The organism is Salipiger mucosus DSM 16094 (genome assembly GCF_000442255.1).
In the GTDB taxonomy this organism is placed as follows: Bacteria; Pseudomonadota; Alphaproteobacteria; order Rhodobacterales; family Rhodobacteraceae; genus Salipiger; species Salipiger mucosus.
Map to the genome: position 1 here is coordinate 484291 of NZ_KE557274.1, position 17892 is coordinate 502182.

16 protein-coding genes and 2 pseudogenes are annotated in these 17892 nt (G+C 60.2%); 4 read left to right on the top strand and 14 right to left on the bottom strand.

Annotation, left to right across the window (positions count from 1 at the left end; genetic code table 11):
* Window positions 1–1206: 1206 nt before the first annotated feature.
* The gene (locus SALMUC_RS29665) at window positions 1207–1890 is read right to left on the bottom strand and encodes a hypothetical protein (protein WP_021120081.1); all 684 of its coding nucleotides are present in this window, start codon (window positions 1888–1890) and stop codon (window positions 1207–1209) included.
* A 916-nt stretch (window positions 1891–2806) separates the two neighbouring features.
* Between SALMUC_RS29665 and SALMUC_RS08390 the strand changes: the two genes are divergently transcribed.
* Both SALMUC_RS08390 and SALMUC_RS08395 read left to right on the top strand, forming a co-directional pair.
* Window positions 2807–3031 carry a transposase gene (locus SALMUC_RS08390; protein ID WP_425414295.1) on the top strand — a complete coding sequence of 75 codons (225 nt, stop codon included), beginning with the start codon at window positions 2807–2809 and terminating at the stop codon, window positions 3029–3031.
* A pseudogene (locus tag SALMUC_RS08395) lies at window positions 3022–3249 on the top strand (transposase domain-containing protein); the annotation flags it as partial. The gene SALMUC_RS08390 and the pseudogene SALMUC_RS08395, both read left to right, overlap by 10 nt.
* 121 nt (window positions 3250–3370) lie before the next feature.
* Here the strand turns inward: SALMUC_RS08395 and SALMUC_RS08400 are convergent.
* From SALMUC_RS08400 to SALMUC_RS08425, 8 genes and pseudogenes are all read right to left on the bottom strand, one after another.
* Window positions 3371–4783 carry a hypothetical protein gene (locus SALMUC_RS08400; RefSeq protein ID WP_020041234.1) on the bottom strand — a complete coding sequence of 471 codons (1413 nt, stop codon included), beginning with the start codon at window positions 4781–4783 and terminating at the stop codon, window positions 3371–3373.
* Window positions 4784–4797: 14 nt separating this feature from the next.
* A complete protein-coding gene (locus SALMUC_RS08405; RefSeq protein ID WP_020041235.1) occupies window positions 4798–5475 on the bottom strand; it encodes an HNH endonuclease in 678 nt (225 codons plus the stop codon).
* A 117-nt stretch (window positions 5476–5592) separates the two neighbouring features.
* Complete coding sequence (locus SALMUC_RS28840; protein ID WP_021120084.1) at window positions 5593–6624, bottom strand: helix-turn-helix domain-containing protein; 1032 nt, start codon at window positions 6622–6624, stop codon at window positions 5593–5595.
* A 3-nt stretch (window positions 6625–6627) separates the two neighbouring features.
* Window positions 6628–8091 (bottom strand): xanthine dehydrogenase family protein molybdopterin-binding subunit, encoded by a 1464-nt coding sequence (locus SALMUC_RS08415; RefSeq protein WP_037371376.1) that lies wholly within the window; start codon window positions 8089–8091, stop codon window positions 6628–6630.
* Window positions 8092–8395: 304 nt separating this feature from the next.
* Window positions 8396–8863 (bottom strand): annotated as a pseudogene (locus tag SALMUC_RS31000) (molybdopterin cofactor-binding domain-containing protein); the annotation flags it as partial.
* On the bottom strand, window positions 8856–9320 hold the full coding sequence (locus tag SALMUC_RS28845; protein WP_084513946.1) for a (2Fe-2S)-binding protein: 465 nt from the start codon (window positions 9318–9320) through the stop codon (window positions 8856–8858). The gene SALMUC_RS28845 and the pseudogene SALMUC_RS31000, both read right to left, overlap by 8 nt.
* 170 nt (window positions 9321–9490) lie before the next feature.
* Window positions 9491–9859: a cupin domain-containing protein gene (locus SALMUC_RS08420; protein ID WP_021120086.1), complete on the bottom strand. Its 369-nt coding sequence runs from the start codon at window positions 9857–9859 to the stop codon at window positions 9491–9493.
* 37 nt (window positions 9860–9896) lie between these two features.
* Window positions 9897–10298, bottom strand: coding sequence for a group I truncated hemoglobin (locus SALMUC_RS08425; protein WP_020041239.1), 402 nt, complete (start codon window positions 10296–10298; stop codon window positions 9897–9899).
* A gap of 334 nt (window positions 10299–10632) precedes the next feature.
* On the opposite strand from SALMUC_RS08425, the gene SALMUC_RS08430 reads away from it, so the two are divergent.
* A complete protein-coding gene (locus tag SALMUC_RS08430) occupies window positions 10633–11331 on the top strand; it encodes a winged helix-turn-helix transcriptional regulator (protein ID WP_020041240.1) in 699 nt (232 codons plus the stop codon).
* Window positions 11332–11367: 36 nt separating this feature from the next.
* On the opposite strand, the gene SALMUC_RS08435 is transcribed toward SALMUC_RS08430, so the two are convergent.
* The 5 genes from SALMUC_RS08435 to SALMUC_RS08455 all read right to left on the bottom strand — a co-directional run bounded on the left by SALMUC_RS08435 (window position 11368) and on the right by SALMUC_RS08455 (window position 17144).
* Complete coding sequence (locus SALMUC_RS08435; protein WP_020041241.1) at window positions 11368–11985, bottom strand: LysE family translocator; 618 nt, start codon at window positions 11983–11985, stop codon at window positions 11368–11370.
* 150 nt (window positions 11986–12135) lie between these two features.
* Complete coding sequence (locus SALMUC_RS28145; RefSeq protein ID WP_020041242.1) at window positions 12136–13761, bottom strand: hypothetical protein; 1626 nt, start codon at window positions 13759–13761, stop codon at window positions 12136–12138.
* 44 nt (window positions 13762–13805) lie between these two features.
* Window positions 13806–15242, bottom strand: coding sequence for a TrbI/VirB10 family protein (locus SALMUC_RS08445; protein WP_020041243.1), 1437 nt, complete (start codon window positions 15240–15242; stop codon window positions 13806–13808).
* An 8-nt stretch (window positions 15243–15250) separates the two neighbouring features.
* A complete protein-coding gene (locus tag SALMUC_RS08450; RefSeq protein WP_020041244.1) occupies window positions 15251–16378 on the bottom strand; it encodes a DotH/IcmK family type IV secretion protein in 1128 nt (375 codons plus the stop codon).
* 43 nt (window positions 16379–16421) lie between these two features.
* A complete protein-coding gene (locus tag SALMUC_RS08455; RefSeq protein WP_020041245.1) occupies window positions 16422–17144 on the bottom strand; it encodes a type IVB secretion system apparatus protein IcmL/DotI in 723 nt (240 codons plus the stop codon).
* Window positions 17145–17308: 164 nt separating this feature from the next.
* On the opposite strand from SALMUC_RS08455, the gene SALMUC_RS29670 reads away from it, so the two are divergent.
* Window positions 17309–17878 carry a hypothetical protein gene (locus SALMUC_RS29670; protein ID WP_156883440.1) on the top strand — a complete coding sequence of 190 codons (570 nt, stop codon included), beginning with the start codon at window positions 17309–17311 and terminating at the stop codon, window positions 17876–17878.
* The last annotated feature ends 14 nt before the right edge of the window (window positions 17879–17892 follow it).

Here is a 17892-nt window from a genome sequence, read left to right on the forward strand (position 1 = left end):
TCGATAGGACGGTGGGAACCTGCCGGAATGGGCGGTAGGAGCATTGCGACATATCAATGTCCGGTGAGCAGTTTTGCGGCGTTGGCGGAAACCCGCTCACATAGGAAGGCCTCCTGATCCTAGCGCACAGAAATCAGGATGCTTCCGGCAACAGGTAGTTTGTTGCCGAATCTCTAGGAGGAAGCGGCATTCCGATTCAACTCGAAGCGACGGCCTGAAGCGAAGTGAATCGCCCAGACCCCTAAAAATGAGTAACCCCCGGTACTTGAGCTCGGCCTTTCGACCGGTCGCCTGGGGGGTGTTGTTGAGGAAGAGATATGTGCCGTTCGGATGAACGTCAACGTACGCGTGCCCAAATGTTACGATTGCGACGGGAAAGCCCACTGAGATCTCCTGGTCGGACCTCGGGCGTCGCTATCCACGCCTCGAACTCCGCCCATAGCCGCGCGGGATCTCTGCGGCCCGCCGTCTGGCTCACCCGCCGCCGTGCTTCTTCATGAGCTCCATGAACGTCTGCTTGCGCTGTTTCCGGCCGAGAAGAGGGATGGTGTCCATGCCCCAGAGGAGGTCACGGTTTCCGGTCAGGGTGAACTGCCTGACCAGGACGCGTCGGCCGCCAGTGTGGTTCGTCTCGAGCTCATGAAGGGCGCAAACTTCGAGGGCGGCAAGGTTCTCGACGGCAAGTTCATGATCACCAACGCCGTGGAAAGCCGCCTCAAGTCCATGGACGGGATCGCCGACCTGACCGAGGCGCTCTGATCCTTCAGAGCTTCCGGACTGCGGGTTTCTCGATCTCTGTTATTTCGCCGGGGCCGGTGAAAAAGTCTACGGCTGCCATGCTCAACACGATTAATGACGTTATTAGTATGAAGCGGAAAAGAGCAACTTTCACAGAGGCGGTCTGGTCAGTATCTTTCATAAGGTCAATTCCATTTAATCTTTAAAGGTGACAGCTGCGAGCAGGTAGGGTGCTTGATCTGCGCGCGGTGCACTGAGATCCCCAGCTCGTCGGAGCCGATATCATGTTCCCAGCCAGATGCAAGGTGTTCTGGATGCGAGTTCAATGTCATCTGGATCACGTTCGTCTGCGCAATAACATGCGAGAGAGACAGTGAGATGATTAAGAATGCTATGAGGGTCGTGGTAACCCGCCAAGCAAGAGACACAACGTTTTCTTTGCCTAACTTCGGATGAACAAAGCATTGCTCACGTATCTGCTTTGAGAAGATCTATGGAGGTCAGACGGTGCGCTCTGATGGCCGGTTTGTCGAAAAAATTTTTGGTCGGAACGCCGCTTACGCGGATGTAGTCCCCGATTGTCAACCGAAGGCCCCCGAGATCGTCGAGCGGGTTGTACCGTAACGGTGTTGTCGAAACTCTGATTTTCTGATCTGCCACGATAATCGTAAACTGCTCATCACCAAGTTGAGCGACTTGCCCGACAACACTAGCCACAACATTTTCATCCCAGTCGTTTTCAGGTATTTGGTATGCTCGCCATGATTGTGGCGCCCGGTCTACAAATGTCCGGTAGGAGCGCTTGTCAAAATTGTAAACGCTGTCAGCTTCCAATGTCCGTGTTCCAAGGAACGCAGCATTGAAATCTCCGGTGGCAGTGATCGTGTCCCCAACGATTCCCGGACTGTTGCCAGCTAAGTCGGTCTGTGGCCACCCCGACATGTCTACGTACATGCTGCCATTGTTATGCCGAATGGTGTACTGCGCTCCCTTGCGATCCGAGACGTAGCCGGTGATACTGATAACAGGATCTGGGATCACCGTTTGCGACGTCGGCTGCGAGAGGGCTGGCAGAGCTGCCAACGCTTGGATTGTAGCAGCAAGCGTGGCCAGCAGCGAACGGATGCCCTTTGATAACGCAATTCTTTTCATAAGTTTCAGCCCTCGGTTGATTCCCTGAACATCGCAATCGCTACACCGCAACGGTAGGTTCAATCACGGTAGGCTGCACGGACCCGAAGATCACGTTTTAGTGTGCACATTCAATATATTGAATGCCCTGCAGAGATGCCCCGAGAATTTGATCGACTTTCCCGAAGTTGCCAAGGTGGCTCTTCTTAGATTTAGGTCCGGTATGGATCATTGATTTTCATCAGAAAAGGAATGTATTTTTCCCATTGATGCACATATCTGCTCGCAATGTTGCAGGCCACCTATTTGTATCGATTCTTGGCGCACAGAATTTGCGATCTCGCTCTTGCGGCAAACAGCGGGAAGATCTGCACTTTGGTCATTCGCGATCATCATAGCGAAGGGCCAGGTGGCGCTGGCCGCCTGGTCAGAGGCAATGCTTCAAATAAACAGGTCAGGACTATGTGGTGCTATTCAGGATTTTGAATTTCAAAATCACGATGTTTCCGGCAACACGTAGTGATCCTCGGGAACACCCAGTCTTGAGGAAATGAGGAATAGTGTCCTCGCCGATGCTTGGCCTTTGACTGCTCGTACCAGGGTGTCGGGCGACATGGTGGCCTCCGATTGTTGACGAAGCTCCTGGAGGAAGCGAGTACTCGTTCCGGACGTCTTCTCGATGTCGGTTTTCAGTTTGTGACCATCGATTTTCAACATGGCACTCCGGAAAGTTGTGTAAGCGCTGTCCCGCGGTCACCTTCCGCGATGTTTCGGCGAATGCGAGAGCATCCTTATCGTGAGTTAGGGAGTGCGGTTCGCAATGTGCGCTACAAATGCGTTTCTCAGATCGCTCGGTGTGGAGATCTACGCGTCCGGACACCGGCGCTGGCCGGATGAGGCGAAGGCGCAGGCAGTCGCCGAGACGCTCCAGCCGGGAATGACGGTGAACGATGTTGCAACGCGGTTCGGTATCCAGCCGAACCAGCTGTCGGCGTGGCGGCGCATGGCGAAGGACGGCAAGCTTGTCCTGCCGGCCGATGAGGGCGCCGGAGATGAGGCGGTGTTCGCGCCTCTCGTGGTGTGTGACGCGGGGTCTCCTGCGCCAGAGGCGGAGAGCAGCGCCGTGGGGCGCGATATCCGGCTCGCTGTCNCGAAAACCTGATCCGCCCTATCGCTCTGAACAGAAAAAATGCGTTGTTCGCCGGTCACGACGAGGGCGGCAGGGCCTGGGGCCGCATCGCGTCACTGATCGAAACCGCAAAGATCAACGGCGTCGAACCATTCGCCTATCTCAAGGCCACCCTTGAGGCCATCGCCGCTGGCTATCCGCAAGGTCGGATCGACGATCTCCTGCCGTGGAACTTCCCGCCGTCAAGCTGAACGCGCGTGGGGCGCAGCCAACGCTTACAAAGTTGTTGAGAATGGATGGGTTGAACTGATCTGCCGGCTCCTGACTTCAATGTGCGTCTATGCACGGGATCTCTGCGCCGCGCCGTCTGGCTCATCCGCCGCCGTGTTTCTTCATGAGTTCCATGAACGTCTGCTTGCGCTGTTTCCGGCCGAGAAGAGGAATGGTGTCCATGCCCCAGAGGAGGTCACGATTTCCGGTCAAGGTGAACTGCGCGAGCGCCATGGAGCCCACGCCTCCCTGCCAGGGCACCTTGCGGTCATGCGAGAAGAGCCCCTTCGGCAGATCCGACACCTGTGGCAGCAGCCCGAGCGAGAGCCCGTGACGGATGAGATCCGGGATGTCCTCCTCGAGAACAGCGGCGCGCACCCATCCGAGGCCGTAGGAGACCACAGAGTAGCCCTTCTCGGCCAGCTGCATGGCGGTCAGGAACATGTTGGCCTTGTCGGCACCCTTGATCCAGACGCCCTGCCAGCTCGTGTGCGCGCGCTCCTGGCCCTGCACCTTCGACTTCTCCTCGCCCAGCGCGCAGGCGCGCCAAAGCGTCTCGGCGACAACGCCGGCCGACCAGGAGATCTCGGTGTACTTTGATGACAGGAAGTCTTTCACTGGCTCCGGCAGGTTGGGCCCGATCAGATCGTATTCGGAGCCCATGTAGAGGGACTTCACGTCGATCTCGGTGAAGTGGTCCATGACGACGAGCTCGGGATGCGCCACCCAGCTGCGCGCGATCCGCTTCTCCTTTTCCATGGCGTTCCCGAAGCCATAGATCGGCGCGATGTCTCCGTCGATCCGGTTGACCGTGACCTCCGCGATGCACGGGTTGTTGTTGTCGAGCACCCATTTCATCTTGTCCTTGGCCACAGAGCGGATCTCCGAACGCCCGTAGAACTCGAAGGGCCCGCGCGGGATCGGCGTGTGGAACATCTCCTGCGCGTAGGAAACCCGCGGCCGGCGCAGCATGACCCAACGCCCACCGCGTACCGGGCTGACACCGGTCTGCGTGAATTCCTGCCAGGCGTTCCCCGACTTGATGACCGTGGCGGCCTCCGATTTCGGGTATTCGGCTTCCGGCAGAACGCACCGCAGGTCCTCGCGCAAGAAGCGCCCCACGAAAACATCCTCCATGCGCGAGCGCGGGTCCACGTCGCGAATGAGCCGGAAGCTCATCTGCATGACCCGCGAGAAGAACTCCGAGATGATTGGCGCGGCCGTCGTCACGTCGGCGTCGGTGGGGTTCATGCCCCATTCCTTCAGGACGTCCTTCGGGGACACCACGAGGTACTTGTCGTGCCTCAGCCACGGACTGCGCCAGGCATCGGACTTCTTGTAGAAGGCGTCGAAAGTGATGTTCGTCCACCAGATCACGTCGGTCGGCAGTTCGTAGATGCTGGAAATGCGTTTTGCCGGCTGCCCTGCCACCGAGGCAAAACCGTCCGCCGGCTCACCCTCGTTGTCGAAGGCGACATAGCCGAACCTGCGCGTGATCCCGTCTTTCTCTGCCAAGGTCGTCTCTTTCTTCAGCTGCGAAGTGCCGACTTGAAAATGCCGAGCCAGGTCTGCGGTTTCAGGCTGACGTAGGGCCCGCCCGGCTCCATCCAGCTGTCGACGATCTTCTCCATCGTGTTCTCGTTCTCGTTGGTGCGCACACCGAGCGGCAGCATCCTGAAACCGTGCAACATCTCGCCGCGGCGCTCATAGACGTCGTCCGGCATGGCCATCATGATATTCGCGATCTCGACCAGGTCGGTTGTTCCGAGGCGGGCCTCGGCATGGTCTTCGCGCTCCCGCAAGGCGGCCTGGAGTTTCCCGGCGCCGTCCGAGATGTTCTGGGCTGCACGAACCGTATCCGGTTTCACGCTACGGACCTGGGAGGCTGTCTCGGCCCAGCGCTGGGCAACCTGAATGGCACGGACGACGTGATGCAGGGTGGCCTGCGGGATCTCCGGAAGCCACACCAGGACCGCTTCCTTGTTGCGGCCGGCCAGGCCGATGTGCTGGCACATGTGGCAATACGAGCAGACGGTCAGAAGGTTCTCCTTGCGGTTATCGGAGTGGTCGTCGTTGACGTGGTGAACCTCCTGCCATTTCTTGGCCTTGAAGCCGCAGAGCTGACAGGTGCTGTCGTCACGCTCGAGGACCTTCCGGCGCACGAGACCGAACTCGGCATCTGCATCCTCGGAGCCTTCGTCGTTCATCCGCCAGTTCTTCGCCTTTACCGAGAGTCTGAGTCTGGGATCGCCGCTCATGCGTCACCTGAGATGTTCCTCGTAACAATCTGTTTTCGGTGAGTTCAGAAGTGGTGAAGGCGAGAGTCAGACGAGGGCCGGAATTCGCAACTCATCCGAAAAATCACCTTCGGCGTGTACACGGCGGAATTCTGTCGGACTTATCCCCATCGCGTCCCGGAAATCCCGGCTCAAATGCGCACTGTCTGAATAGCCTGCACAGAAGCCGACAGCCGTCACGCTGAGACTGCCAGTTGCGAGAAGGTGGCATGCCTCCTGTAACCGCACCAGGCGGATGAGACGGGAAACCGGAAAACCGCAGGCGCCAAGTCGTCGCTGGAGAGTGCGCCTGGAAAGCTGAACTTCGTCGGCAAGATCCTCCAAGCGCCACCGACGAGAGGGATCCTGAGCTATTAACGCTGCGACCCGGCGAAGTGTCCTGGCATCCGCGGGTGTTTCCACGTTGGTCGGCAAGACGAGAGGCCGGGGGCTTTCGCCTACGTCTGCTGGCGTGCCTTGGGTACGTGTCCAGCTCAGGCGCCACAAACCGGTGTCCAACTCAGCCAAAGACCTTGGGAAGGTAAACCGGCCCAAACCGCCGAGGCACCACTCACCTCCGTCAGAACGACGCATGTAGCAGGTCACTTCGCGACAGCCAATACCGTCAAGAAGTGCGACGACCAGACCGCAGATGAACAAGTTCTCCGCGTCGGATGGCATGTCGCCAATCACAGCTGTCCGTCGACAGATTGCAGAGTTCTCCGCGTTTTGCGTTATGGAAAGCCGGTTCCTGGAGTGTGCGAAACGCTCGAAGCGCGCCCACTTGTCGAAGAGCACGCTTGGCGTGGCCGACCGAAGGGCGGCAGCCCAGATCGGATGGTACGCGATATGATCGAGCATTTCGCACACCTTTGTCGGCGCGAAGGGTCCTGAGACCTGCACGACGCGCGCAAGCAAGTCACGCTTGGCTTGCGGTTCAATCCGCCCCTCGCGCAGCGGATCAATCCGGCGGTTTCCTGCCGCGTTGTCGGCCTCTTTCTTCACCCAAGCCTGGATCAGTTCGGCAAGACTCGAGGAAGCGAAATCCTGAACATTGGGTGGTCTCTCGCAACGGGTCATGGATCAGATGAACACATCTTCGGATCGAATGGGCAAGCGTCGGATGCGATTACCGGTCGCGGCGTGTACGGCATTCGTTATTGCCGGCGCGATGGACACGAGTGCGGCTTCTCCAGCTCCTGCCGGCGGTTCCTCGGAGGGGACAAGCTCGATCTCCACATCGGGACAGGCGTCGTTGCGCATGATCTCGTAGGTATCGAAGTTATCTTGCCTGACGCTGGTACCATCAAGCGTCAGCTCCTCTTTCAGGGCCATGCCGCACCCCCAGACGATGTTCCCCATGATCATCGCGCGAACCTGGTCCGGGTTCACCACGCATCCACAATCCTGAACACACCAGACCTTGCGCACACGTATCTCTCGCTGGGCGTGCAGGGCCTCGATCTGAGCGACGGCAGCGACGTAGGTCATGCCCTTATATATGCCGCAGGCAACTCCCTGTGCGCCTGTCGACGCTTCCTGCGAGGCACGACCTGCCCATCCTGACAGCTTTGCGACACGTTTCAGAACGTGGGCCAGACGGTCGTGGCCACTTGCGAGATTGTGCAAGCGGAAGGCGACCGGATCCATGTCCACGGCCTCTGCCAATTCGTCCATGACGCTCTCGGTGACGAAAGTATTGGGGCCGGCACCCAGGCCGCGCCATGGCCCGAACGGCAAATCCGTACGGATATCTGAATAGCGAATCCGCTGGATCGCAGCGGAATAAGGGTGCTCTGCTCCGCGCGCGGTACCGGTGTCGGCTGAGAACCAGTCAATCCCTGCTGCGATGAACTGGCTCATCCCGTCGCCGAGCGCGGAAACAGGCCCGGTGGTGATCGGCGCCGAGACGAAGTCCTGCATCCAGCGTGTCAGAGTTCCGGCCGCGTTGACTTCGGCCGATACGCGATGCGCGAACGGTGGCTGCATGTAGCTGTTTCGGAATTCCGCTTCGCGATCCCATTGGACGCGGACTGGCCTGCCGACCATCGCCGATAGTCGCGTGGCCTGTTCCGCGGCGCCACAGGCCACGCGACCACCGAAGGCGCCGCCCATACGTTGCGGATGGATGACGATATCTGCCCTGCGGCGTCCGAGAAGCGCCGCGATCCGGGCCCTGACAAAATAAGGGTCCTGCGTACCGCACCAGATTTCTGCCTTGTCGGGCCCCACATCCGCCACGGCCGCGCGTGGCTCCATTGCCGCGTGAGCCGCCATAGACGTCCTGAACTCGGCCGAAATTGTCCGGATCTCCTCTTCCGACGAGGTGTTTCCGGAGCCCTCCTCGACGAGTTCATGCTCGAAACTTTCGGTTTGCTGCAGATGCACGCTGTTCATGAAATCCTGAAGGTCTTCCGCTCCATCTTTCTCGGCGGACCATCTTGGTGCCAATTTCTCCAGCGATGCATCCAGAACAAACGGGTCTCGCGCGACGATACCTGCAAAATTCGCCTCGGTGTCCACGACGACATCGATCACGCCCGTCACGCTTAGTGCGCCATTTCGATCCGCAGCCAGCAGGCGGGCGCCCAAATGTGGGGGGTGGGCGGACCGCGCCAAAGAGCATTTTTTTGCATACGACGTCCCGGCTGTATGGAGCGCGTCCGGTGACGATTGCTTCGAGTTCCGGATGCGCCCAGGAGGCACCAATGGCCTGCGGAGCAGCTTTGCTCCTGTAGTCGATCTGGGACGAGGGGGATACTTCGGCCATACCGGCGTCCAGCACGACCGGCTTTTCGGAAACCAGCTTTGAGTAGGCAACGTGCGCACCGTCCGGGCGTATGAAGCCACCATTGGCCTCCTGAAGTTCATCGGGAGAAAGACCCTCGAACACAGCCGCCCGCGTTCGGAGGTGATCACGCAAACACGCGGATGCCTGTGAAAGTGGGCCCACGAAAAGCCGAATGCTGTCGCTGCCAACCGTAAACATGAACGGAGACACTTGAGAGGTGTTCGGCCGCACCAGGTCCACGGCGTCCTGGCGGAGGTTCAATTCTTCAGCGACGACTTGGGACAGCCCCAATCCAGCGCCCTGTCCCATCTCCATCCGCGGGCAGAAGATGCGGACACGACCGCCCGGCATCATCTGCACCCAGGCCAGGCCGTCCTGGTAATCGGGCTTCGACAAGGTCGGCATTGCCGGGATGGCAGAGTTCCCGAACCAACCCGCGGAAACGGCGGCGACACCTGCGGCGGCCCAACCAGTGCACTTCAGGAAGCGACGACGCTCCGGATCGAGGACAGTACCCCGGTCAGTCATGGCCGGCGTCCCTGGCCGCCCGCGCCACGGCGGCACGGATTCGAGGATATGTCCCGCAGCGGCAGAGATTTCCGCTCATCGTTGCCCGTATGTCGGCATCCGAGGGGGACGGCGAATGCCGAAGGAACGCCACTGCCGTCATAATCTGTCCTGGCTGGCAATATCCGCACTGCGGCACGCGTTCAGATATCCATGCTTTTTGCACCGGGTGCAGCCGTCCTCCGTCAACCAGACCTTCGATTGTGACGATTGATGAGCCTGCCACGGACGCCGGCGTCATTTGACACGACCGCGTCGCCAAGCCGTCGACATGAACCGTGCAGGCTCCGCAGAGGCCGCGGCCGCAACCGAACTTTGTACCCTTGAGGCCGAAATGATCCCGTATGACGTCCAATAGCGATGCGTGCCGCAGCTTCTCCGGAAGCGATACGAGGTCTCCGTTAATCTCGAATTCCATGAGTCTCTCCATGCTTTGTTGGAGAGACTGCACTCGCGATTGCGGCTTGGCTTTGATGATCGCGCCACTTTCGGCGGCGCTTTTGCAAGCCCTGCGAGATACCGAAGACATCGGACAGCGAACGGTGGATTGCGGGAATCCGACCATTGCGTCCGATGTGATTGTTCCGGTCAGGAGTGACTATGGGCGGCTTCGAAGAGGACCATTTCGACCCGTTCATCGCCAGCGACATAGGCATCGTGGCCCGGCGGAATTTCGAAAAAGTCCCCCTTTGTGATCGGCGTCTCTTCCCCGCTTTCGACCATTCTCACGATCAGCCTGCCAGAAAGGCAGTATCCGGTGTGATGCATCGGGCATGTGTCCGGAGAGCCCAGAAGTGGTTTTTCGTCTGCTTCCCAGGTCCAGCCGGGCTCGAACACGGCATACATGCCCGTGGAACCTTCCGCGGTTTTTACGATGTCGATGCCGCCGTGCTCCTTCATGTCGAGCCGGTCATCCGGACGTTCGAAACGGCGGGTTTCAATAGTTGCGGTCATCATGGACTCCTTTCCGTAAATCGACCAGCGGCCGGCTCGATCATACGTGGGTGATTTCGGGCTTCAGAGACTCCAGAATCGCTCTGACTTCGGCGCGAGTGGCCGCGTCATAGTTCAGAGCCTCCATTGTATTCAGGATATCGTTGGCCGCGGAATCATATTCCGCATCTTCGATCTCCATGCCTCGATGGGCCTCGGGCATGCTCCGGCCGTTGTACTGAGCCGGCCCGCCGCTACCGGCGGCAAAGAAATCGCAAGTATGCTCTTTGATTTCTGCGACCCGGTCGGGCTGGTTCGCGTAGGGATGAAACCGGTGACCGATCAGCGGGTTTTCCATGTGGGCCGCGACGGTCCCGTCGACGATCCTGCGGATGCCGGCGGTGCCTCCGAGGCGTTCGAAGAGTGTCACGGTCATAAGGTCTTCTGCGAGTGTCGGGGACATGGCTGCCTCCTTTCTCGTTATGGCGTTGCATGCAGGGGCTCCGCCCTGGGCGTCCTTGACGTCGGCCGAGGTCATGGGCTTGCCGCCAATTTCTGTTTCTGGTCCGCGTCAACCACGCTTTCAATAAGTTGAATGTCTACAAGCGGCATTTCGTTCTCCTCGAACTCAATCAGTGGACGACACGCCGAAAATACGACGTCGTACTGAAAATCCTGGCATTCGAAGGGTCCGGCTGGCCAGTTCACGAAATGAACCGGTCCCGGTTCAATATCTGAACTAGCTAGACTCGAACGCGACAGGCAGACTTCCCCCCACCAGTCTGGGAGGTGCACAAATGACCAACGCGAGCTACAAGCAGTTTTGCCCCGTCGCGATGGCGTCTGAAATCATCTGCACTCGGTGGACCGTCGTCCTTTTGCGGGAGCTGGTTGCCGGGTCGACGCGCTTCAACGAGTTGCGCCGTGGAGTCCCGAGGATGTCACCGGCCTTGTTGGCCAAGCGCCTGCGCGAATTGGAGGCGGCCGGTGTCGTAACACGTGAACGGGTGCCGGGTCCGACGAATGTGGAAGCCTATTGTCTGACCGACGCCGGCCGTGATCTGCAGCCAGTGGTCGAAGCCATCGGCATGTGGGGACAGAAGTGGGTGGAAACCGAACCCTCGCTAGAGAACCTCGACCCGGAACTCCTGATGTGGGACATGCGTCGAAACCTCGACACGAGCCCGGTTCCGGATCAACGCGTGGTGATCGAGTTCATCTATCCGGATCTCCCGGAGACTCAGCGCCGATGGTGGCTGATCGTGGAAGCCGACCGCACCGTGGATCTCTGTCACATCGACCCTGGCTTCGATGTCGATCTCTATGCGACTTCGGACTTGCGCACGATGACAGAAATCTGGATGGGCCTGCGTTCGGTCGCTGACGCCGTCAAACGGGAGGACTTGGTTCTGGTTGGATCGTCGGACCTTTCCGACTCCATGCAAACATGGCTGGGCCTCAGCCCATTTGCCCGCCAGGAGAAACTGGCAAGCTGAGCCAACTGCCATTTCACCCCGAAATCGGGCCTCTGCCTATGCACGTCCGGGTTGCCGGCTGAAGAAAAGGATCAATCCAAAGACGATCATGCCAGCGCCAGAAGTGCGTTGAAACCAGTGCAGGCGTGTGTACGCGAACGCGGCCGCGAAATGTCCGGCCGCAGCATATAGGGTGATCGCGCAGGCTTCGAGCGCGATGAAGATTGCGCCCAAAGTGGCATAGCTTTGCCAATAGGAGGAGGTATCGACGAACTGCGGAAAGAACGCAGCGAAAATCAGGATCGCCTTGGGGTTGCTGACTGCAATCATCGCCTCGCGCCGCAATGCTTGCCGGATTGTTGGCTTGAGATGGTCTGTCTCGACACCGTCGGGCGCCGGTTTGGTCAATATTAGTTTGACGCCCATCCAAATCAGGTAGATTGCGCCAACGATCTTCACCGCGCCGAAAAGAAGTGCCGAGGTCGAGAGCAGGACACCCAAGCCGAGCGCACTGGCAGCGATCATCGGAACGAATGCGGCCAAGCGTGCGGTGCTGGCGCTGAGTGCGAAGGCCACGCCATTCTGCGCTCCATGCGTGAGTGCCAGGAGATTGTTTGGACCGAATGCCAGGTTCAAGGCAAAGCAAGCAGGTAGGAAAACGAGAAGGTCGGTCATGCAGGTGGTCAAGAGTTCACTGATCGGGTGCGCAACCTAGAACACATCCCGGCAAAGAGTGCAAAGACCGCCAAGTGAAACTCCTGGAAAGACAGCTCCCGAAGAAATCTCCGGGAGCTGTTCTGGTACATGTCTGGTTCCCTGGAAGGATCAGGGAAAGATCACGCCCTTGGTGGTGATGACGGCGAAGTTGCCGTCCATCTCCCGGAACTCGCGGATCCGGCCCGCGCCCGGCACGTCCTGTCCGACGCCGAACATGGAGACGCCCGTGGGGGTCTCGATCCATGCCAGGTCGTTCGACATCCCGGCCAGGCGGTAGTCGGTGAACATGTGCGGCCGTGACGGCGGACTGACCCCGCGCCCCTTCGCATTGATGGCGTCCAGTTCCCGCTTCTTGCTGGCCAGCTGGCGGCGCAGACGCGCGGCTTCCGACTTTGCCTTCTTGATCTCGGCGCCCTCGGATGAGGTATCGTCTTCCTTCGCCGCGGTTTCATCCTCCGGCTCGTCGGATCCCGTCGATGCCGTGACATCGGGAAGCTGAAGCGTGGGGTCATCAGCCGATGTCCCGCGCGGTCCGGACCCTTCGTCATCCATGACGGCAATCCGCTCCTCGAGATCCTCGAGGCTGGTGCGCTGTTTCTCCTCCATGGCCTCGAGGCGCTTGGACATTTCCTCCAGGGTCGTACGAAGGACCTGGACCTCACCGGAGCCTGCTGCATCGTTTCCGGACGTGGTGGTCTTCGCCTTGGAGACTTCCCGGGCAACGATCTCGCCGACAAGCTCACGCGTGTCCTTCTCGGTCAGGAACTCGTCCTCGAACCCGTCCAGGCGCGTGATGACATCATCGAGTTTCGCGACGATGGTTCCCGTGTCCGCGTCGGCCGAGGCATTTTCAGGATCGGCCTCCTGTGCCCCGTCTCCCGGGGTCAGGTCCGGCATGAGGGAGTTGCCCGGCATATCCGTTGAGGCGTCCGTTTTCTCGGGGCGGTCGCCCGTCCCGCCGGGAAGCTGCATCCCCGGGGAGGTGCCACCATCCGGTCCATCAAGTTCGAGAGACGGTGTTCCGGATCCTGAATTCCCGCCACCCAGGGACGGCCGCTCATCCAGCGAGGGCTCCTGGCCGCCACCGTTGCCGGCCGGCCCGGAATTGCCCGGCATCGAAGGAAGGCCTTCCGGGCGCTGGGCCCCGGACCCGTTGCCGGTTTCACCCGGAATGCTGACCGGGTTGCGTTCGGAATCCGGAGAATACCCGCGGGAGACGTTTGCCGGTTGCTCGTAGGTCGCAGGGGTCCTGGGTTCGGGTTGGGCGTTTCCGCCTGTCAGCATGGGAACCACGACAAAGAAGCCGACGGACCCTACGGTCAACGCCAGGGCCGAGACAGCGCCCCAGAAGATCATCTTCCCTTTCTTACCGGCGCCATCCGACTCCTCGGAGAAGGCGTCGTCATCCTCCTCTTCGTCATCATCGTCGTCTTCCATGAATTCCGACAGTGGATCCTCGTCATCCGGATCCTCGTCCTCGAAATCATCCGCGCCGTCCTCGTCCGCGAAAAAATCAGGATCTTCGCCGGCCTGATCTTCGGCGAAGTCCTCGTCGTCCGGATCGCCGGCCGGTGGGGGCGGCACGTCATCGTCCTCCTCCTCGTCCTCGAGGTCAGAGAAGAAATCAGGGTCACCTCCGAAGATATCTTCGTCATCATCGTCCGAGCCGCTTCCCGGGAAGCCGCCCTGAGCCATGTCTTTGAGCTCTTTTTCAAATTCTTCGTCGTCGGCCATGTGCTAACTCCACTATCCTGAAAACCTTGGAAGGCGCGCTTTCGTCACTGTAAAAAGAGGATCCCGAGCGGGGTGCCGGCTTCGACACGCACCGTGGTGGGGCGTCCGCCGAGATACTCGTCGATGATGGCCCCGGTCTCGCTGGCGGCCTCGCCACCGGCGATCAGAGCGTTCGTGCGCAGGGACCTTTCCGGCGTTTCCGTTTCACTCTGGCCATCCCCGAGCGAGTTCACGGTCTGGCCGGAAGTCGCGATGGCCGAGCCGAGCCCGGACAGGAAAGCGGTGCTCGCCTTGACCGCGATCCTGGAAACCAGGTGACGGTCGACGCTGGTGGCAATGCCGGTCCCGACGTGTTCGGTATCGACCGCCACCGCCCGGATGCCGTAGGTCTTGTTCACCTGCTTGCCGCTCATGGTCTCGTCGACCGAAAGCGTCGTGAACTCCAGCATCAGTTTCTCGTTGTTCACCGAGAAGTTCCCCAGAACCCTCGCGCCGGCCAGTTCACCCTGCAGGATTTTCGCTACGACGGGCCCCGGGGCATCGCTGTCTGCACGGGTGATCATGGACGCGTAGATGATTTCGCCGGGCATCGGCTTCTGAAACGGCGGTTTCTCCTGCTGCGGAGGTCCCTGGTTGGCCATTTCGGCCTGCGGGCTATCGGTAACGGACGCCCGGGCGCTGGAGCCGCCGGGACCACCTGCTTGCCCACGTTCGCGCAGGATCGCAGGCGGCATGTCACCGCTCTGAGATCCCCGAGCACCGGCCGATGCGGTGGCGTTCGCATTGCCAGGCGCCGAAGTGTCGGGCTGGTAGACATACTGCGTCGAGGGGCTGCCAGGCTGGCTATCCATGCGCTGGGCAATCCGTGACATCTGCTGGGCATAGAGCGACCGGAGATTATCGTCCGTCTTTGGCTGCGGACGTTCGACCAGCTGTGGCTCCGTCTGGTTGGGCCCGGACTGCGACGGCCGGTTGCGTGGCTCCATGGAGCGAGGCTCCTGAACGGTATCGCGAGGCCGGATGATGGGACGCGGATCGGCAGCCTCTTCCTCCTCGGGTGCAACCTCCTGAGGGATGGCCACCGGTTCGATCTCGCCGGATTCCTGGACATCCGGGCGGATGATTTCCGGTTCCGGGTCCTGTTCGACATTCAGGGAGACCTGGTCTTCGTCCTGAACGGAGGATCCCATGATGGAGGGCAGGGCGGATCTGCCCTCATCCCTGGCTTGTTCGATCCGCTGCCGGTCGGATTCCCGGAGTGCCTGCTCGTAGTTGTCGCTGACGTCGCCCTGGATGATATCGTCGCGCTGGTTCGGAGCCGAGCGCAGTCGGCTTTCGTTACCTTCGGCGGCTTCTCCGCCCCCGAGGAAGAAGACGATTGTGAAAATGACTAGCACGATACCTCCGATGAAAAAGAGAATGCGCTTGGAGCTCTTGTCTCCGGCGATCCTTTGGAATGCGTTCTTCTTGTCGTCCGCCATTCTGGTCCTCAGTTCCTGCGCGCCGAGACGCTGTTCATTTCCCCGTTCTGCGAAATCAGAAGGATCGGGTTTTCCTGGAGCACGAAGACGCTGACGCCACTGACGTTCGAGCTCTTCGCGACATAGGCCGGGGACAGAACCTCACCGTGGGTTCGGACGTACATCTTGCCCTGGAACATCCAGGCCTCGACGCCGGGGTTCGACGTCTGCATCTTCTCGGCGCCGCGCGGCGGCAGTCCGTCCAGGAAGGACATCATCGTCTTGTCCCCGGTGGGGGACAGGCCGCGCTCTTCGGTGATGGCGTAGTTCGAGTTTGGCCCCTTGCCGTCGATCCGGACATCGGTTCGGTAATCCACCGTTTCCTCGTCCCGGGCCTCGAGGGTCAGCAGAACGGGAACCGGGTTGTCCACGAGGGTCACCACCATGTTCGAGGAGGCGTAGTCCTGCTGCGGGTTGACCACCAGGATGTTCGTATCTCCCTGCTCGCCGGCCGTTTGAGCCGCGAAGGCGCTGGAGTCGCCGGTGGTCACCGACAGGACCGGCCAGGGGTTTCCATTGCGATCCGAAAAGGTGATCGTCGACACCCGGCCCGGCTGCATGCGGATCACCGGGATGTCCTCGCCTGGCTTGAGGGAAAGGTCCACCGAGCGGCTGGTCCGTGCCGGGTCCTCGCCCACGCTCTCACGTTCCGCGCGCTGCGTTTGGTCATAGCGCTGTTTGAACAGCCTGATCTGATCCGGGGTCATCGGAACGACGCCTTGCATGGCCTCGATGAATGCCCGTTGCTGGGGCGACATCCCGGAAAGCGGATCGTCGGCCTGGATCTCGTCGACGGCATTGCTCTTCTCGATGATCTTGAAGATCTCCGACATGGCCTCGGCTTCCTCCGGGGTCATCTCGGGCAGATCGGACAGCGAGCTTTCCGGAATGTCGCCACGCGCACCTGTGCTTGTCTGCTGCGCGTTGATGGAGACCTGGCTCTGGGAAGCCCGCCCCTGCGCCCCGGAGGTGTTCCGGATGGAGATCGGATTTTCAGGATTGGCCTGTTCCGAATAGATGACGATATCACCGTCTCCACCCCCGGATTGCGCGAACGCGGGATGTGCGGCGGTCGCCAGCGCACAGGCAGCGACCATGGAAAGGAATCTTTGGTTTCGACTGTACTTCATGGGGAGCCTCTTACTGAGCGATGATCTGGGCAATTCCGATGCCCTTCGGATGTTCGAGTTCGGGTCGGCGCACGATGACGGCCTGCACGATCAGATCCTGCGTCGTGCTCTTGTTGGCGGACTCGTAGGTCACGAGGATCGGGACCTCGATCTTCCAGGCGTAGCGGCCGTTGAGATACCCTTCGCTGACCACGACCGGCGCGCCGCGCGGCACCGCGGTCGTCACGAAGCGGTTCGCGATCACGGTGCGCAGGTTGCCGCTCTCTTCCAGCGCAGTCTGAAATCCGCTCCAGCCCTCCGTAGTGAAGGCGTCCCGCGCGTCCTGCAGCTGTTGGCGGTAGTTCGCGAAGGAGAAGGTGTAGGCCTTGGTGATCGCATCGGTGGACCAGCTCAGGACCTCGTTGACCGATTGCACCGGTTGGTCGAGAGACGTCAGCGGCAGAAGGCTGCCATTGGTGTCGGTCGCGAAGTACTGGATGTCGGGTTCCCGAAGGGCCAGCATGACGTTCGCGATGATCGAGAGACACAGTGCCACGGATACGACGAGCAGGACCCTGTTCTGCAGGTAGACCTTCTCGCGAACCGTGGTGTCCCGAAGCATGCGCGTGGCGACGACGTCCTCCACGGGAGAACGCGGCGCCTCGGTCGACTTCCGCGAGGATGGCGCCTTGTTCTTCGTCGCCTTGCCCCTGGTCCGGCTGCCGTCCTGGTTGGTTTTCGGGTGCTTCGCCATTCAAATATTCCCTGCGCGACCGCCTTCCGACGACGCCTTCACTGCGGCTGATATTCAGAGAAATTCTTAAAGAGGCGGAAAATGGGGCTTTCAACCGGCTTTTATCCGGCTGGTGTAAATCCAGATTAAGAACAGAAGATCAGTTCCATTTTCAGGATGCACATATGACGCAAGTACAGAGAAAACCCTGGAGCTCGGACGAAACAGAGCGCCTCATCCGCACCTGGGATGAGATCGGGAGCATCGTGATCATCTCGATCCTCCTCGGTCGCAGCCAGTCCTCCGTGCAGACGCAGGCGAGCCGGATTGCCCTGCCACGTCGGAGCGAACAACTTCACCGTCATCGCCGTCGCTGGTCACGCACCGAAGAGCGTCAATTGGAGGCGGCCCTGAAGGACAACACGACAGGCGCAGGGATGATCGATATCTACTCCATCGCGGCTGATCTCAACCGAAGCGTCGATGCGATTGCGGCGAAGCTGCAGGAACAGTTCGGCAGCGAGGCTGCATTCGCGGAGAAGGTCGACATTCCCGAAGACATCCGGGATATCATGGACAAGGCGCTTGACACGAAGAGCGGGGAGAAGCCCTACGCGGAACGCGGCACCATCGTGGACAAGCGCTACAAGGAGCGCATGCGCAAGTGCCTCACCTGCGATACCCCGTTCTGGAGCGAGGGCGCGCACAACCGGATCTGCGACCGCTGCAAGCGTCTCCACGACAGCGACGACTGACACCGCAGGGTCCT

Excerpts from the sequence above, each read along its gene's own strand:
- SALMUC_RS08420 (WP_021120086.1), bottom strand. The coding sequence starts at position 9,859 with ATGATGACCGCAACTATTGAAACCCGCCGTTTCGAACGTCCGGATGAC.
- SALMUC_RS29665 (WP_021120081.1), bottom strand. The coding sequence starts at position 1,890 with ATGAAAAGAATTGCGTTATCAAAGGGCATCCGTTCGCTGCTGGCCACG.
- SALMUC_RS08450 (WP_020041244.1), bottom strand. The coding sequence starts at position 16,378 with ATGGTCGCTGCCTGTGCGCTGGCGACCGCCGCACATCCCGCGTTCGCG.
- SALMUC_RS08405 (WP_020041235.1), bottom strand. The coding sequence starts at position 5,475 with ATGAACGACGAAGGCTCCGAGGATGCAGATGCCGAGTTCGGTCTCGTG.
- SALMUC_RS08435 (WP_020041241.1), bottom strand. The coding sequence starts at position 11,985 with ATGACCGACCTTCTCGTTTTCCTACCTGCTTGCTTTGCCTTGAACCTG.
- SALMUC_RS28840 (WP_021120084.1), bottom strand. The coding sequence starts at position 6,624 with ATGACCCGTTGCGAGAGACCACCCAATGTTCAGGATTTCGCTTCCTCG.
- SALMUC_RS08445 (WP_020041243.1), bottom strand. The coding sequence starts at position 15,242 with ATGGCGGACGACAAGAAGAACGCATTCCAAAGGATCGCCGGAGACAAG.
- SALMUC_RS08430 (WP_020041240.1), top strand. The coding sequence starts at position 10,633 with ATGACCAACGCGAGCTACAAGCAGTTTTGCCCCGTCGCGATGGCGTCT.
- SALMUC_RS29670 (WP_156883440.1), top strand. The coding sequence starts at position 17,309 with ATGACGCAAGTACAGAGAAAACCCTGGAGCTCGGACGAAACAGAGCGC.
- SALMUC_RS08425 (WP_020041239.1), bottom strand. The coding sequence starts at position 10,298 with ATGTCCCCGACACTCGCAGAAGACCTTATGACCGTGACACTCTTCGAA.
- SALMUC_RS28845 (WP_084513946.1), bottom strand. The coding sequence starts at position 9,320 with ATGGAATTCGAGATTAACGGAGACCTCGTATCGCTTCCGGAGAAGCTG.
- SALMUC_RS28145 (WP_020041242.1), bottom strand. The coding sequence starts at position 13,761 with ATGGCCGACGACGAAGAATTTGAAAAAGAGCTCAAAGACATGGCTCAG.
- SALMUC_RS08455 (WP_020041245.1), bottom strand. The coding sequence starts at position 17,144 with ATGGCGAAGCACCCGAAAACCAACCAGGACGGCAGCCGGACCAGGGGC.